A 16,219-nucleotide genomic window follows, 5' to 3' on the forward strand; every position below is an offset into this window, starting at 1 on the left:
CTTTAAACATCACAATACATTGAATTTGTAACCATTATTTTTTTCGTTTCACTAACATAACTAGATGAAACTACGCCATTTTTATGAGCTACAATATCCGCCATTATCGCTAATGCTATTTCGGGTGGTGTTTTGCTACCGATAGGAATACCAATGGGAGCATGGATGCGTTCTATTTCCGCCTCCGTCATCCCACCAGATGCTATAAGACGTTCACGACGACGAGCACTCGTTCTTACTGAGCCCATTGCACCAATATAAAACGCTGGGGTATTCACTGCTTCCATTAGTGTCAGGTCATCAATACGAGGATCATGGGTTAAAGAAACAATAGCGGTATTCGGTGTACAGCTTTGGGATTCCAAATAGCGAGCTGGAAATAATTTAATGACTTCAAATTGACTAGAAAGTTGCCCAGAAAAACGCGATAGCTCATCTTCACGGTGTTCACAAATGATAACCTCAAACCCTAATGTTGCTGCAAAACTAGCACAGTAAATACCTACATTTGAGATCCCAGCAATAATTAACCGTGGTGGCGCAGCAATATACAATTGAATATTATCCCCTTCCCGCTCTATTTGGGTTGGGATTTGTTGATTATTAACCGTGTTTACCTCCCCCCTTTGTGGCAACGTGATTTTTTTACTGATTGCAGTATATCCCAGTAACGCTTGATGTATCTCCGTAAGGTAACTAACACTTTCCTGACTATTCGGTAAATATTCAATTAAAACATCTAAACTACCATCACAAGGTAAATTCACTTTCGCTTCTAAACCACCGCGACCATAGCGAACAATTTGGCTGCTCTTAATGTATTCAGCATGCTGTATTCGTTGAATAAAATCTTCTTCAATACAACCACCTGATAAAGAACCAACATACTGGCCATCTGCCTTTGCAACAAGAAGTGAGCCCGGGCTACGAGGAGAGGAACCATATGTACTTAGCACCGTACACAACCATATGGGCTCTTTTTTTATCCAAGAAAGGGCTTGAGAGATAACAAAAACATCTTCACGCAACATATTCGTTCCTTAATCGTTATCAACACTCGGATAATCAATATCTTTTACAACATTTTCGTCATTTATGTCTAATTGATAAACAAGATTACGACTTAATATTGATTTCGCACCGTCATCACCTACTAGATTAATTAATTCTGTATAATGCTTTGCAGATATTCCCACTGGATGGCCTGGCAAACCATTATATATTGGCCTGACTAATGTATGCTGTTTTAATTCATTCACTATACGAGTAAATAAATGACTATTGATGTATGGCATATCCGCTAAATGAATTATCCAACCATCTAAATTAGACGTATTTTTAACACCAAATGCGATTGACTCACCTAATCCATTACTATTTATCAACGAGTATGGAATATTAAATTGTAAACAATTATTAATAACACCTTCATTCTCAGGCCGTGTCACCACATGCACAGGAAGCTCACTATCGATTGAATTTAATAGTGTTTTTTCAAAAACTGTATTTTTTTCAAGCATAAAATTTAATTTACTTCCTTTACCTCCAGCATTTTGAAAACGTTCACTTTTTCCTGCTGCCAATATTAAAATACCAATATTCATAGTTTTTATTTTAAATCGATATACTGATTGCGTATCTCATAAATAAAGTATATTCAGTAAGATCACAAGAACTACTTATCATTAATTTGAAAATTATTAAGAGAAGTATAATATAAATGTGATACAAGTAATTTTTTCGATATGACTATAAAAATAAAAATACCGATGTAATAATAAGTGTAAGGGTGTATTATGAGCAAAAGCAATGTCGAACTCTCCCGCAGACACTTTCTAAAATGTGCCGTTATAGCGGGAATATCTGTTTATTTAGCCCCTTTGTATAGCCGTGCTTTTGATGTGCTATTCGAAGAAAAAATTCTTCAATCTCCTGACTGGAACCCGGTCGACAAACAAATCAAATTTCGTATTGATGGGTTTGCCAAAGTCCAAGGGGAAAAAGTCTTCGCCAGAGACATTCGTGCACGTGATATCCCTCACTGGCCAAAACAGCAAGGTCATGCATTTTTACTCCGCGTGACTCAAGCCGATAAAATTTACCAAGGCTTTAACCTTGATCTGCTAAAAGATGGCCTGATGCCTGACCGCATCGTAACTGCAAGTGACTTAGAAAAAGATGGCGTTGCTTTCCCTGAATTTTATGGTGATGATTTATTGCTTCCAGAAGGGAAAACTCCCGCTTACCTTGGCCAAGCCGTCGCATTATTGATTTATCATGATTTTGCTAAATTCCGTTTTGCCAAAGAAACCTTAAAATTCCGTGACGATGTTATCCAATACGGCGCAGTAACTGGCCCATTAGAACGAGACCCATGGGGAACCTACCGTGGCGTGCGAATTGGCAATGAAAATCCTTATGAGCCAGATATTTATTCAAGCCTAAAAGATATGCCAATCTCCCCTATTGGCATGAAAAAGCACTTACCCGTTTGGCCTGAAGGTCGCGAAGGCGGAAAATTAGATCAACAAGGCATGCTATATGCTGATGAGCTCGCTAAACAACTGGAAAACCCACCGGAAGACTGGTTAGTGCTCAAGCGAAAATACTTTTCTCAATCCATTGATACTGCTGCCTTAGAGCCTGATAATGCTAACGGTTGGTACGACGCCAAAACACAGTCATTCCATCTTGTTATTCCGACACAGTCCCCTCAGGAAGTTGCGGAATCATTACCAGAGATGTTGGCAAAATCGCATTTTCCAATTAAACAAATTTTCCTACACCCTTGTTTTACCGTTGGTTATGGTTCTAAAGACCACACTCCATTCCCCTATTATGGTGCGATGGCAACATTATATGGAGACGGAGTCCCTATTCGTCTAGCTAATGACCGTTATGAACAATTTCAATCTACCATCAAACGCCATGCTTTCGATATGGATTACACCTTAGCGGTTAATAAAAAAACGCATAAAATTGAAGCCCTTTCAGCTTCTTTTATCGGTGACGGCGGTGGTCGCTGTAATTTTACGCCTTCCGTTGTCATGGTCGGGGCTACTGGGGCCCAAGCTATCTATTATATTCCCCGTAGTGATTTATCTGCGGTCGGTATTGCATCAAGAGCGGTCGATGCGGGTTCAGCTCGCGGTTATGGTACTTTACAAGCCATGGCAGCAACCGATATGTTAATGGAAGAAGCCGCAAAACTCCTAAAAGTAGACCCCATCGAGTTCCGTCTTAAAAATATCATCAAATCTGGGATGAAAAATACCCAAGGGGCAATTCCTGGCGGCGCAATTCGTGCCGATGAAGTATTAACCCGCTGTGCTGCTCACCCAATGTGGACTGACAGAGCCAAACGTAAAGCCGACTTTGAAGCGAAAAATAGCGGTAAACTATTCGGTACAGGGATTTCTTGTGTGCAAAAAGACTTTGGGACAGGTGCGGAATCCTCCTTTGCTCGCGTAGAACTTACCCCCGAGGGTAAAATAGCCATTTATCATAGTGGAGCAGAAATTGGTACAGGTATGTCTACGTCCCAATCGGTGGTTTGCGCTAAATGGTTAGGAAAGCCTGCGGAACAAGCTCATTTTTCCGTTGTTGATTGGTCAATTTTACCGATGATCTCAACAGGTAACCCATTTGCTATGTCACAAGATGAGCAAAACCACTTAGCACAAAACCCATTATGGACACCGAACTACTGCTCACCTGCGAGTGCGAGTAATTCAGCCTATTATTTCACCCACAGCACAGAAGCAGCCGCACGCCTTATATTCGAACATGGGTTATGGCCAGCTGCCATGTCAATTTGGCAAGAAGGGATTGGCGGTGGACAAGCGGCCCCTCTAGTTGTTCGCCGTGAAGATGCTCGTTGGGTTGCTGAAGGCTTAACCGCTGATGGGCTTGAGGTGCTTAGCTTACCGCGCTTAATTGAACGCACTTTTGCAATGGGCGGGGTAACTGGCGCAGTGTGCCACGTATTTAACCGCTGGCAATGGGCTGAAGCCGATTTCCCTATTCAGGGTGAAACTCGCCGTTTACCGATTGATGGGCTATCACTACGATTTGCCGATAAAGAATACCAAGTTTGCCACCGCGAAAAAGCTTATTACCCTGATACACAAAGAAATAATGCCGGAGTCACTTACTACAGTGCCGTCGCTACCGTTAGCGAGCTATCCATTGATAAAGCGACTGGGCAAGTCGAATTGCTGAATCACCATAGTGTGGTGGAATGCGGTAATCTTATCGTCCCACAACTGGTTTCAGGACAAATTCAAGGTGGATTAGCAATGGGTATCGGCCATGCACTCCATGAATATTTACCTCTCTACGAAGATGGTCCCGGTAATGGGACGTGGAACTTCAACCGTTATCATCTCCCGCTTGCCAGTGATGTTGCAGTTTGGCAACAAACCAATGAAGTCCTACCAGGACTTTCAGATACTGACCCGCCGAAAGGCGTTGCTGAGGTTGTTATGATCCCGGTAGTTTCATCCATCGTCAATGCCATTGCAGATGCAACTGGTCATCATTTCTTGCATTTGCCTGTACGCGCAAAAGACATTTTAGAGGTAATATCATGAGCCTAAATTTCCTTCCCCTCACCTTAACCATTAATGGCCAACAGTATGGACCAATGGACGTGCCTGAAGGCCTCATGATGATAGACTTTCTTCATGAATATGTTGACCTAACAGGTTCTCGCCTAGGTTGTGGCCAAGGCATTTGCCATGCTTGCGTTGTTATATTAGATAATCCATCTGGTACCAGCGAAGAAATCCGCACCTGTATTACTGGTGCACATTTTTTCAATAATAAAAGCATCCGAACTATCGAAGGGGCTGCCACCAAAGAAGAAAACGGGGAGGTAAAACTATCTCCGGTTCAACAAGCTTTTGTTGAAAATTTCAGTTTTCAGTGTGGCTACTGTACCCCAGGTTTTGTAAATGCAGCGACCGTGTTTATTGAAGAACTTCAGCGAAACCCGATTGCAGAAGCAGACTTAGAAGAGGCTATCAAACAAGCTCTAAATAACCATATATGCCGTTGTACTGGTTATGTACGCTATTATGAAGCAGTACGCGATGTGGTTCTTGCGACTCCTGGTCTTATCAAGGAGGCAGTAAAATGATCAAACGAATTATTTTATGGTTGATAGCTATCGCTATCATCGTTTGGGCGGTACTGTATTGGTATGAAAGCCGTACCTTAGATGGCCCTGTACAAAAAGTGACTGCGACGCCTCAAGAAATTGAGCGAGGCCGTTACCTCACTCTTGCCGGTGACTGCGCTGCGTGTCACACCAGTGCTGATGGTGCACCATTAGCTGGTGGTTTTCCACTCGATACCCCATTTGGTACCATCTACAGCAGTAACTTAACGCCCTCAGCCGATTTTGGTATCGGCCGCTGGACAAAAGATGATTTTTATAAAGCACTGACCCAAGGTATCTCTCCACCGAGTAAAAATCTTTATCCGGCAATGCCTTATACATCCTATAAAGGGATCACTCGGGAAGATTCTGACGCTATTTACAGTTATTTGATGAGCCAGCCAGCTATTGATGTCGCGCCACCTGAAAATTCATTGCCATTCCCACTGAACCAACGCATGGCAATGATTGGCTGGAATTTATTGTTTTTTAACGATAAACCACTCCCCGATAGCTCACAAGGTAGCTCCCCTGAATGGCTACGTGGTAAGTATTTAGTTAACGTATTAGAGCATTGTGCCGAATGCCATACGCCAAGAGGAAAGCTGGGAGAAATGGATTTAGATAACTTTATGAAAGGGGGTGCTTTAGGTCGTTTTGTTGCTCCAGATATTACCCCGCAAGCGCTTGCAGAACGAGGATGGACAAAAGAAGATTTACAGCAGTTTTTCATGACTGGGCTCACACCACAAGGTTCCGCCTACAGTGATATGCACCCTGTAATTTATCTGAGTTCACAACATTTAACTCCAGAAGATAATAGTGCCATAGCCACCTATTTAATGGGCGATAACCCGCCAGCAACTTCGCCATTAAGGGTGGGGGAAGGTAATGCACAAGGCCGCCAAATTTATTTAGAAACCTGCTCAGGTTGTCACTCCTATGACGGTAGCGGTAAACCGAATGTGGCGGTGGCAATGAAAGGAAATTCAACATTGCGTGATGTGGATAGCACTAACCTAATTAATGCGATTCTAGATGGTTTGCCTGAGCAAGCGTTCCCAAATAACCAATATATGCAAAGCATGCCAGGGTTTGCCAATAAGCTAAATGACCAACAAATTAGTGACTTAGTGAACTTCCTTCGCGTTCAGTGGGGAGGACAACCTGCTGATGTCACCCCGGAGCATGTTAAATCCTTACGTCAATAATGACAAAAAATGAACTATCGGGCTTGTTCGTATTTAACGAGCCCAATAGTTTTCTATTTAATAACCGAATACAAATATACTTTACATAATTAAATGCATATTGATTTAATCATTTATTAATAAGAATTAGTATCATTTAAATAAATTGTGTTCTAATAAAGCTCAGTTATTTTATTCAATACTGTCATATTAAGATGACTTAAACAGTATTATTCACTTTCTTGTCTAAATCCCTTTACTCGTTCTTGATATATCATTACAGATACCCATACTATTTATGTAACTTACTGAGCTATCTGATATTAGTCATCAAATTGTGAGCAAACTTAAGCGAAATAAAACGATCTTATAATGAATGACTAAAAAATATTATTTACTTCCATTGCTCATAATAAAAACCCTAAAAATATAATCAGGGAGCACAACATGTCGGGACATATTTCTAGACGCAATTTCATCAAACTAGGCACTATTGCGGGCATTGCTGTTATGGTCGGCAAACTCCCTTTTGCAATAGCAATGGAGCTCGATTCTGACGCCCCATCAACGGATTGGATTGGTCAAAACGGTAAAGCACGTTTTCGTTGGGATGGCGTTGAAAAAGTCACTGGCCGTAAAAATTTTGCTCGTGATTACCGCGCTAAAGACATCCCCGGCTGGCCAAAAAAACAAAGTTATGCCTTTATGTTAAAAGCGACAGAGGCAGATAAAACCTTTGAAGGCATTGATATTTCAATGTTAGGGCCAAATCTACAACCTGATAAAGTTGTTTTACAAGAAGACCTTATCCGTGATGGCTTAAATATTCCCCAAGATACCAGTATGGGGAAAGGCTTCTATGGCACCAATATTTTAGTTCCTTTAGGGGACACACCGCCGATTATTGGCCACCCAGTTGCTATCTTGATTTATCATGATTTCGATAAATATAGTGCAGCACAGCGGATGTTACGCTTTGCCACAAACACCGTAAAATACGGAGCGGTGACAGGGCCAAAACCGCCCGCTAACTATGGTGCAGCACGGTACGTGCGTATCGGTGGTGACACACCACTTTCGCCTTCTATTTTTTCCCCTTATCAAGATTCAGGTATTAAAGGCGGGTTCGATGGCAATACGCCTATTTGGCCACCTTATGACCCCAAGCACGCCATTTCTATTCCCCCAGTGATCCGTAAAGATCGTGGCGGTGGCTTTATTCAAGCCCTTCATCAGGCAGAAAAAAGCCCTGATAAACAAGAAAAAGCGATGGATTACGCGCGGCAAATTGAGCAAGAAATCGCAGCGGCTCGCGAGAACCCTGATAAGTTTGTGATTGAGCGCCATGGTTTTTCACAATCCATTGACCCTTGCGCGATGGAGCCAGATAACTGTAATACTTGGTATGACGCACAAACCAAAACACTGCATATCTTAACCGCGACACAGTCTCCTGCTGGTGTAGTTAATGCTGCTGCTGAGCTATCTAAACACAACAAACATTTTTCCGTCGAAAACATTGTGTTATTAACCGGTTCTACTGTTGGTTACGGCTCAAAAGACTATTCGGTTTTTCCTTTTTATTCGATGGTCGCTAGTTTCTATGCTGATGGCTTACCTGTTCGCATGGCAAATGACCGCTATGAACAATTCCAAATGGGAATGAAACGCCACTCCATTGAGATGGATGTCACCATTATTGGTGATAAAAAAACAGGTAAGTTTGATGTATTAAAAGGCACTTATAACTGTAATGGCGGCGGTCGTGAAAACCTCTCCGTTGCCGTATCTCACGTAGCAGTGCGCGGTGCTCAGTCTATTTATTACTTCCCTAAATCTGACCTCACTGCTCTCGCCATGGCCACTCCGGCTGTCGAAGCGGGGTCAATGCGTGGTTTTGGTTCCTTGCAGTCGATGGCAATCACTGAATTGATGGTGGATGAAATCGCTCATAATCTTAATATTGACCCGATTGAACTGCGCCGCCGTAATGCCATTTTAGAAGGTTATCCAAATACACAAGGTGGTGTAATAGCCGGTGACCCGCGCAACGTTGAAATGTTAAATCTTGCGGAAAAACACCCGATTTGGGTCGATCGTGAGAAAAATAAAGCCGATTATGAAGCGAAAAACCCCGGTAAGTTATACGGCGTTGGCTTTGCACAGGTGCAGCAAGTTTATGGGTCTAGCGGTGTTCCAACGATTCTTTCTCTTGAATTTGATGCCAATGGCAAGCTAACAATGCGCCATTGTATGCAAGAGATTGGCACCGGTGGCACAACCGCACAGCAAGTGATGGTATGGCAAGCACTCAGCAAAGCCCCTGATGTCGTTGAGTTTGGGGTGACTGAGTTTGAAGAACTACCGCTTAAAACCAGTTGGGCCGACCAGAAAAAACAAGATGAATTATCCAAAACTGATCCCTATTGGACACCCGCTCTAATACCTGACATGAGCTCATCAAGTGGTGTTTACTACATTGGGTTCGGTACGCGCCAAGCTGGCCATTTTTTATTGGAAAATACCCTCTGGCCTGCGGCTAAAAGCATTTGGAGTGAAGGCCCCGGCGGCGGTGCGTTCAACGGCTTAAATGTTGAATTTGCCGATATTCGCGTTGGCCCAGATGGTATTGGCGGTGGCGGAATGAAGCCCATTCCTTTTGACATTTTAGCCAGAAGAGCCCATGAGATGGGGCTCATCACTGGGGTTGCTGTTCACGGTTATTCCAGCTGGCAGTGGGCTCGCGCAGAATTCGATATCCCAACTGTGGGTTTGAAAAATCTCCCTCTCGATGCAATATCCGTTCGTTATGGCGAGGGTGCACCACAAGAATTGAAAAAACAAATGACAACTGGCGGTTACCATTTTATTAAACGTAAAATTGCCTACTACCCACCAACACAACGCGCCAAAGCGGACCCAACAACGGTCACGCCTGCGTCTTGTTTAGTCGAGCTCAACGTCAACACCATGACGGGTGAGGTCGATATCATGCGCCACCATATGATTATGGACCCCGGTACGATGATTGTCCCTGAATTGGTTTCAGGCCAAATTCAAGGGGGTACCGCGATGGGTATCGGCCACGCGTTGATGGAAGAATTACCACTCTATGAAGATGGGCCAGGAAACGGAACATGGAACTTTAATCGCTATGTCCTGCCACGCGCTAAAGATGTTGCGGTTTGGCAGCAAACCATTGATTACTTACCACCACTTTCAGAAACTTCGCCACCCAAAGGCATGGCAGAACTGGGGATGATCCCAATCTTACCTGCGACGAGCAATGCATTAACCCATGCAACAGGCAAGCGTTTCTATGAATTCCCTATTACGGTAGATAAAATTAAAAAGGCACTCTCATGAAAATCAACAATGCCGTTCCGATTATTGAGCGCAAGCCACTAACACTGACCATTAACGGCCAAAAAATTGGTCCTATTGATGTCCCTGTTGGGATGCCAATGATTGAGTTTCTACATGAATACCTAGACCTCACTGGCACCCACTTTGGTTGCGGACAAGGGATTTGCCATGCTTGTACCATTATGGAAATCCAGCCCGATGGCACAACGGTTGAAAGCCGGACTTGTATCTTTGGTGCCCATTATTTCAACAATAAAAATATTGTTACCATCGAAGGGCAAGCCAAACTGGATGAACAAGGCAAAGTTGTTGAATTAACGCCAATTCAACAAGCTTTTATCGAAAACTTTTCGTTCCAATGTGGTTATTGTGCTCCCGGTTTTGTCACAGGTGCAACGGTGTTTCTTGATAAACTGAAGAAAAATCCAGTGAAACGAGACCAACTCGAACATGCGATTGAAGAGGCTCTCAATGAGCATATTTGCCGTTGTACAGGTTATGTACGCTATTATGAAGCTGTGAGGAAAGTCGCTCTCGACACTCCTGGCTGCGTGATCGACTAGGAAGAAACATCATGGCTAAATCCAGCTCTCTACGTAAAAGCATTTATATTATTATCTTATTATTCATAATATTAATGCTTGCGATCCTGTTTGGCGCTTTTCGTACCTCCAGTATCGGCCCTGATTTAGATAAACCGCTAACCTCAGAAGAAGTCGCCAAATTATTGCCAAGAGGGCAAGAACTGGCAACCGCTGGGGATTGCTTTGGTTGCCACTCATTACCTGAAGGGCCATTGGCTGCGGGGGGGCGTGCTATCGGAACCCCTTTCGGTACCATTTACTCCACGAATATAACGCCTGATAAACAATTTGGTATTGGTAACTATACCCGCGCTGATTTCCATCGTGCTTTGAAAGACGGAATTGGCAAAGAAAGAGGTAATCTCTACCCTGCGATGCCGTTTGTATTTACCCATATGACCACATCGGAAGATATTGATGCACTATATGCTTATGTGATGTCGCTTCCACCAATGGCCGTGCCAAACAAAGAAAATACAGGGGTATTTGTCCTACCCGTTCGCCCATTTATGAACTTCTGGACTTTGCTCAATTTTCCTAAACAAAATGCCCCCCATGACCCGCAACGCTCTGCCGAATGGAACCGTGGCGCGTATATTGTCGAAGGTTTGGCACACTGCGGTGCTTGCCACTCACCGCGTAACTTAATGATGGGGGTCGAGTTTTCACGGTCGCTTCAAGGGGGTGAAGAAGCGGGCTTAGCGATCCCTGATATCACAGCAGAAGCGCTCTCCAAACATGGCTACGATACCGCCTCTTTGAGCCAATTTTTACTGACAGGCAATGCCCCACAAGGCTCTGCATTTGCAGACATGAGCACAGTGACTCATTTTTCTACTAGTCAGATGAAAAAAAGCGATGTTGATGACATGGCGATTTATTTGATGACCGATAAACAAGGAAAAATACTCGGAGCCAAAGCCCCACCAGCGCCATTACCGGAGGCAAGCTCACCAGAAGTGGGTGATGTCAGTCAAATAATGGAAACTGGTCGCTTGATGTATATGTCTACGTGTGCAGGTTGCCACGGGATCACCGGAGAAGGTGTACCAAATGGCATTCCAGCGTTAAAAGGTAATGCCATCCTAGCCATGGACAGCCCTGAAACCTTTATCAGTGTGGTATTAACCGGTATTCCAACCACCACCTTCCCGAACGGGCAGCGTATGTATGCAATGCCAAGTTTTGCCGATGATTTAACACCACAAGAAATGGCAGATTTAATTTCATGGGCGCGCGCTGAGTGGGGAGGACAAGGTAAACCCGTCACCGCCGAACAAGTTGAAAAACTGAAAAAGGCGGCTCAGTAATCATTCGTCGCTTCTCTTCAAATGACTTATTTATTGAAGGGAAGCGACATTATTATTTTCATTACAATATTTGAGTAAAATCCCCATTAATTTTATTGTTATCTAAAAGCCTATCTTGAGTTAATCCCACAAGCAGAGAAAACGACAGCCCACATTCTAATTATTTGGAATATATCAACTGGATTTCCTTTCACATTACCTCACTCAAACATTCACACAACTCATGGGTATTTTTCAATATTAACCTTTATTAATAAGCACTTACTATATACATAACGAAAATTTAGCTTAGCACATACAGTCACAATTCAAATTAATAACCTATGTTATAGTTAATATACAAATAATAACATTAAATTATCATTTATTGTGATTAGCAATGTGAAAGGAAAGTATATGCAACTAAATATCAATGGAAGATGGGTTGAACTAAGTAATATTTCTCCATCAACACCGCTTCTTTACGTATTACGTAATGATTTAAAGCTCAACGGCCCCAAATATGGCTGTGGCTTAGGCGAATGTGGTGCTTGTAGTGTACTTATCGATGGTAAAGTCGTTCGCTCTTGTTCAACACCTATATCGACAGTAGAAAATAGAAAAATTACGACATTAGAAGGTATTAGTGATGCTGATACACTCCATCCTGTGCAACAAGGATTTATTGATGAGCAAGCAGCACAATGTGGTTATTGTACGAATGGCATGATAATGACATTGGTTGCTCTGTTTAAACGTAACCCTAATGCAAGTGAAGAAGAAATAAAAAAAGAGCTCGCTTTTAATTTATGCCGTTGTGGAACCCATGTAGAAATATTAAAAGCAGCTAAAAAAGCTAAAATAATCATCGCACAAGGTGGTAAAGCATGAGTATTTTAGATATCACTCGACGCCGTATGCTGCAAGCTGGTGGGCTCATCGTTGTCAGTAACATGTTGCCTTCTATTTCATTTGCAACAGAAAAAACACCAACCAAGAATGCCGCTATCCCTTTAAATTATGTCGATAGTTTTATTGCTCTTGCTGCAGATGGTTCGGTGACTGCATTTAATGGCCATGTGGATTTAGGTACAGGAATTCGTACCTCGCTCGCACAAATTGTCGCTGATGAAATTGGTGTCTCTTTTGAATCGGTAACAATGATACTTGGGGATCCGCAAAGTACACCAGATCAAGGACCGACTATCGCCAGTGCGACCATTCAAGTCACTTCTATCCCTTTACGCCATGCCGCAGCTCAAGTTCGTATGAAGCTAACATCTCTTGCTGCAAAAGCGTTAAATGAGCCTGTGGAAGCTGTTCGAGCAGAGCATGGATATGTTTTTGTCACTGCCGAACCTGAACGCCGTTTGAGTTATGCGCAATTGGCGAAAGGACAAGATCTCCATTTTGAATTAGATGAAAACGTAACCTTAAAACCCGTTTCTGAGGCTATTTATGTCGGAAAGCCGATTCAACGCGTAGATATTCGCGCTAAAGTAACGGGTGAATTGACTTGGGTACATGATATGCGAGTACCCAATATGTTACATGGCAGAGTTATTCGCCCTCCTTATGCAGGTGCAGATAGTAGCGCGCCGCTTGGGAATAGTTTGCTTTCCATTGATGAAAGTTCGATTGCCCACCTGCAAGGCGTGGTAAAAGTTGTACGCATTAATGACTTTGTTGGTGTCGTTGCAGAACGAGAAGAACAAGCGATAGACGCTATGCGTCAGTTAAAAGTTCAATGGAAAGAATGGCAAGGATTACCCGATTTAACCCTCGATAAGCTCCATGACACCCTTGATGCATTACCCAGCCAAGATAGGGTATTACGAGATGATGGCGATGTTGACAGCGCCTTAGCAAATTTACATAAAACCGTGAATGCTGACTATGTTTGGCCATACCATTTACATGCATCAATTGGGCCATCTTGCGCTATCGCTGATGTCCGTGCCGATAAAGTAGACGTCTGGTCAGGCACACAAAACCCTCATGACCTACGAAAAGATTTAGCACTACAACTCGATAGAGACCTATATCAAATACATATTCATCGCATGGAAGCATCAGGGTGCTATGGGCGCAACTGTGCTGATGACGTGGCTGCCGATGCTGTTTTACTGTCTCAAGCGACAGGCCGACCTGTGCGAGTGCAATTAATGCGAGAACAAGAAGCGGGTTGGGAGCCAAAAGGCACAGGGCAATTGATTAAAATTCGAGGAGGAGTTGATCAAAATAATGATGTCAGCGCTTACGAACTCAGTACTCGTTATCCATCAAATAACGCCGCTACTTTATCGTTGATTTTAACTGGGAAAAAAGAAAACAAACCAGATATTCAACAGATGGGGGACCGCACTGCTATCCCTCAATATCTATACCCACATATGCGTGTTATTGCTAAAGATACCGCACCTGTTGTTAGGGCATCTTGGATGCGTGGAGTTTCAGCGCTCCCGAATGTATTTGCCCATGAATCTTGGATTGATGAAATTGCTTATTTAGCACAGCAAGACCCTATCGCATATCGCTTGAAATATTTAGATGATCCTCGAGCTATCGCTTTAATTAATGCTGTGAAAAAACAGGCAAATTGGGTTGATGGACCAATGCATCAAAAACCATCCCCTGTAACCGAAGAAATTGTGAATGGTCGAGGCTTTGCATGGGCGCGTTATTTTCACAGTAAATTCCCGGGGTTTGGTGCAGCATGGGCAGCTTGGGTTTGTGACTTAACCGTTAATCGTCGTACAGGGCAAGTGCTTATCAAAAAAGTCTATGTCGCTCATGATTGTGGACAAATAGTTAACCCAGATGGCGTTAAACACCAAGTCCAAGGAAACATTATTCAATCCTGTAGCCGAGTATTAAAAGAGTTTGCCACCTTTGATAAATCAGGCACAACCTCACTTGAATGGGGGGGATACCCTATTCTACGTTTCGATGAGTTACCCGAAATTGACATTCAATTAATGGAATATCCCAATGAACCCCCTATGGGAGCGGGTGAATCTGCATCGGTACCAAGCGCTGCCGCGGTAGCAAATGCGTTATTTGATGCATTAGGTGTGCGTATGCGGGAAGCTCCATTTACCCCTGAACGTATTCTGCGAGCAGTAAATATGGCAGCCAAAAACCAAGGAGTGGCTCATGAGTAAAGCAAAAAAACTATTTGGCTATAGTGCGCTTGCTATCATTATTATTGCGGTGGGGGGACTCGCTCTGAGTTGGCAATCTGCCATTGAGCCATTACACACTAATTCGACACAAAGTTTTACTGATGCTCAAATTGCCCACGGTGAAAAATTAGCGGCACTAGGTGATTGTGCTGTTTGCCATACACGGCCTGGCGGTGAGAAAAATACCGGGGGCTTCGCAATGGAGATCCCCTTTGGCACGATTTACACCACAAATATAACACCGGATATAGAAACAGGAATTGGCAGCTGGTCATATGAAGCGTTTGAACGGGCTATGCGTTATGGTGTTGATCGTGAAGGGAATTATTTATACCCTGCTTTCCCTTATACCGCATTTACTCATACTTCCGACGATGATTTATATGACCTCTATGCATGGTTAATGAGCCAAAAACCCGTTCGTTATCAACCCCCAAAGACATCGTTGAACTTCCCCTTTAATATTCGCCAAGGAATTTGGGCATGGAACCAGCTCTATTTAACCACTGGGCCATTAAAACCAGATAGTTCACAAACTGATGAGTGGAACCGAGGTGCATACCTTACCGAAGGACTCGGCCATTGCAGCGCTTGCCACTCTCCACGTGATATTTTATTTGGCGAAAAAGGCGGAGATAGCCACTTGATGGGCGGAGATGCTGAAGGATGGAGTGCACCAGCGCTGCGAGGTAACCAATCTTCACCTGTTGCATGGAGCCATCAGGACATGGCGGAGTTTTTGCGTAGCGGGTTCTCAGCTAACCATGGCGTTGCAGCAGGCCCGATGGCGCCTGTCATTAGAGAAGGAACCTCTCAACTAACCGAAGAAGATAGACAAGCTATTGCTACCTATTTGACTTCTGAAGTTGATCATCCGCAAGTCACATCGCAAGCCGTAGCAATCGTACAGCAAACAGAAGATAAAATTGAACCACTCTCTACTGAAGGGGCAAGGTTATATTCAGGGGCTTGTATGGCATGCCACGCCCAAACGAAAGGTGCGCAAATGTCAGGTATACGCCCCGCTTTAGCCTTAAATACAAATCTTTATGCAGATACACCAGATAATGCCATTCGCGTTGTATTAAATGGAATAGAGTATGAGGCAACAGATGGGCTCGGTAGCATGCCTGCTTTTCGTCATAATTTAAGTGATAAGCAAATAGCTGTACTCTTAAATTACCTAAGAACAACGTTTACCGACAAATCACCATGGCCTGATTTGGAACAACAAGTTAGCCAGCTACGCGCGGAAACAGCAGCTAAATAATCCGTTTTATCTTTAGCGCAAATAACGGTTATATCTATGTCCCCTTATTTGCGCTATTTATTTCTACTCAACAATATTTCAGACACTTTATCACCAAACATGCATTGTCCCTGTGATAATCACGTCATACTATAGAGAATTGCATGGCTAACACGTTTGCCTACTCTCATTTCT

The 16,219-nt window shown here is 43.3% G+C and carries 11 protein-coding genes; 9 read left to right on the plus strand and 2 right to left on the minus strand.

Features of this window, described 5'->3' with window-relative positions; genetic code table 11:
• Nucleotides 1-2 precede the first annotated feature (2 nt).
• Together SJ312_RS09270 and SJ312_RS09275 are read right to left on the minus strand one after the other, a co-directional pair.
• Nucleotides 3-1,031, minus strand: coding sequence for an XdhC family protein (locus SJ312_RS09270; protein ID WP_319867499.1), 1,029 nt, complete (start codon nt 1,029-1,031; stop codon nt 3-5).
• 9 nt (nt 1,032-1,040) lie between these two features.
• Entirely contained in the window at nt 1,041-1,604 is a 564-nt protein-coding gene (locus SJ312_RS09275; RefSeq protein ID WP_096863304.1) for an NTP transferase domain-containing protein, read from the minus strand.
• 192 nt (nt 1,605-1,796) lie between these two features.
• Here SJ312_RS09275 and SJ312_RS09280 point away from each other — a divergent pair, with 192 nt between their 5' ends.
• From SJ312_RS09280 to SJ312_RS09320, 9 genes are all read left to right on the plus strand, one after another.
• Complete coding sequence (locus tag SJ312_RS09280; protein ID WP_094960925.1) at nt 1,797-4,592, plus strand: xanthine dehydrogenase family protein molybdopterin-binding subunit; 2,796 nt, start codon at nt 1,797-1,799, stop codon at nt 4,590-4,592.
• Complete coding sequence (locus SJ312_RS09285; protein ID WP_004260697.1) at nt 4,589-5,140, plus strand: (2Fe-2S)-binding protein; 552 nt, start codon at nt 4,589-4,591, stop codon at nt 5,138-5,140. Before SJ312_RS09280 ends, SJ312_RS09285 begins: the two co-directional genes overlap by 4 nt.
• Nucleotides 5,137-6,372 carry a c-type cytochrome gene (locus SJ312_RS09290; protein ID WP_198633579.1) on the plus strand — a complete coding sequence of 412 codons (1,236 nt, stop codon included), beginning with the start codon at nt 5,137-5,139 and terminating at the stop codon, nt 6,370-6,372. The genes SJ312_RS09285 and SJ312_RS09290 overlap by 4 nt, the downstream gene beginning before the upstream one ends.
• A gap of 426 nt (nt 6,373-6,798) precedes the next feature.
• Nucleotides 6,799-9,717, plus strand: a complete 2,919-nt coding sequence (locus SJ312_RS09295; protein ID WP_319867502.1) for a xanthine dehydrogenase family protein molybdopterin-binding subunit — start codon at nt 6,799-6,801, stop codon at nt 9,715-9,717.
• The gene (locus tag SJ312_RS09300; protein WP_004260707.1) at nt 9,714-10,280 is read left to right on the plus strand and encodes a (2Fe-2S)-binding protein; all 567 of its coding nucleotides are present in this window, start codon (nt 9,714-9,716) and stop codon (nt 10,278-10,280) included. Before SJ312_RS09295 ends, SJ312_RS09300 begins: the two co-directional genes overlap by 4 nt.
• 11 nt (nt 10,281-10,291) lie before the next feature.
• Nucleotides 10,292-11,611, plus strand: a complete 1,320-nt coding sequence (locus tag SJ312_RS09305) for a cytochrome c (RefSeq protein ID WP_110592291.1) — start codon at nt 10,292-10,294, stop codon at nt 11,609-11,611.
• Nucleotides 11,612-12,007: 396 nt separating this feature from the next.
• Nucleotides 12,008-12,481 carry a (2Fe-2S)-binding protein gene (locus SJ312_RS09310; protein ID WP_036958302.1) on the plus strand — a complete coding sequence of 158 codons (474 nt, stop codon included), beginning with the start codon at nt 12,008-12,010 and terminating at the stop codon, nt 12,479-12,481.
• Nucleotides 12,478-14,754 (plus strand): xanthine dehydrogenase family protein molybdopterin-binding subunit, encoded by a 2,277-nt coding sequence (locus SJ312_RS09315; protein WP_165880042.1) that lies wholly within the window; start codon nt 12,478-12,480, stop codon nt 14,752-14,754. Before SJ312_RS09310 ends, SJ312_RS09315 begins: the two co-directional genes overlap by 4 nt.
• Nucleotides 14,747-16,045 carry a c-type cytochrome gene (locus tag SJ312_RS09320; protein ID WP_165880040.1) on the plus strand — a complete coding sequence of 433 codons (1,299 nt, stop codon included), beginning with the start codon at nt 14,747-14,749 and terminating at the stop codon, nt 16,043-16,045. Before SJ312_RS09315 ends, SJ312_RS09320 begins: the two co-directional genes overlap by 8 nt.
• Nucleotides 16,046-16,219 lie beyond the last annotated feature (174 nt).

The organism is Providencia sp. CIM-Carb-044 (genome assembly GCF_033901115.1).
Classification (GTDB): Bacteria; Pseudomonadota; Gammaproteobacteria; order Enterobacterales; family Enterobacteriaceae; genus Providencia; species Providencia hangzhouensis.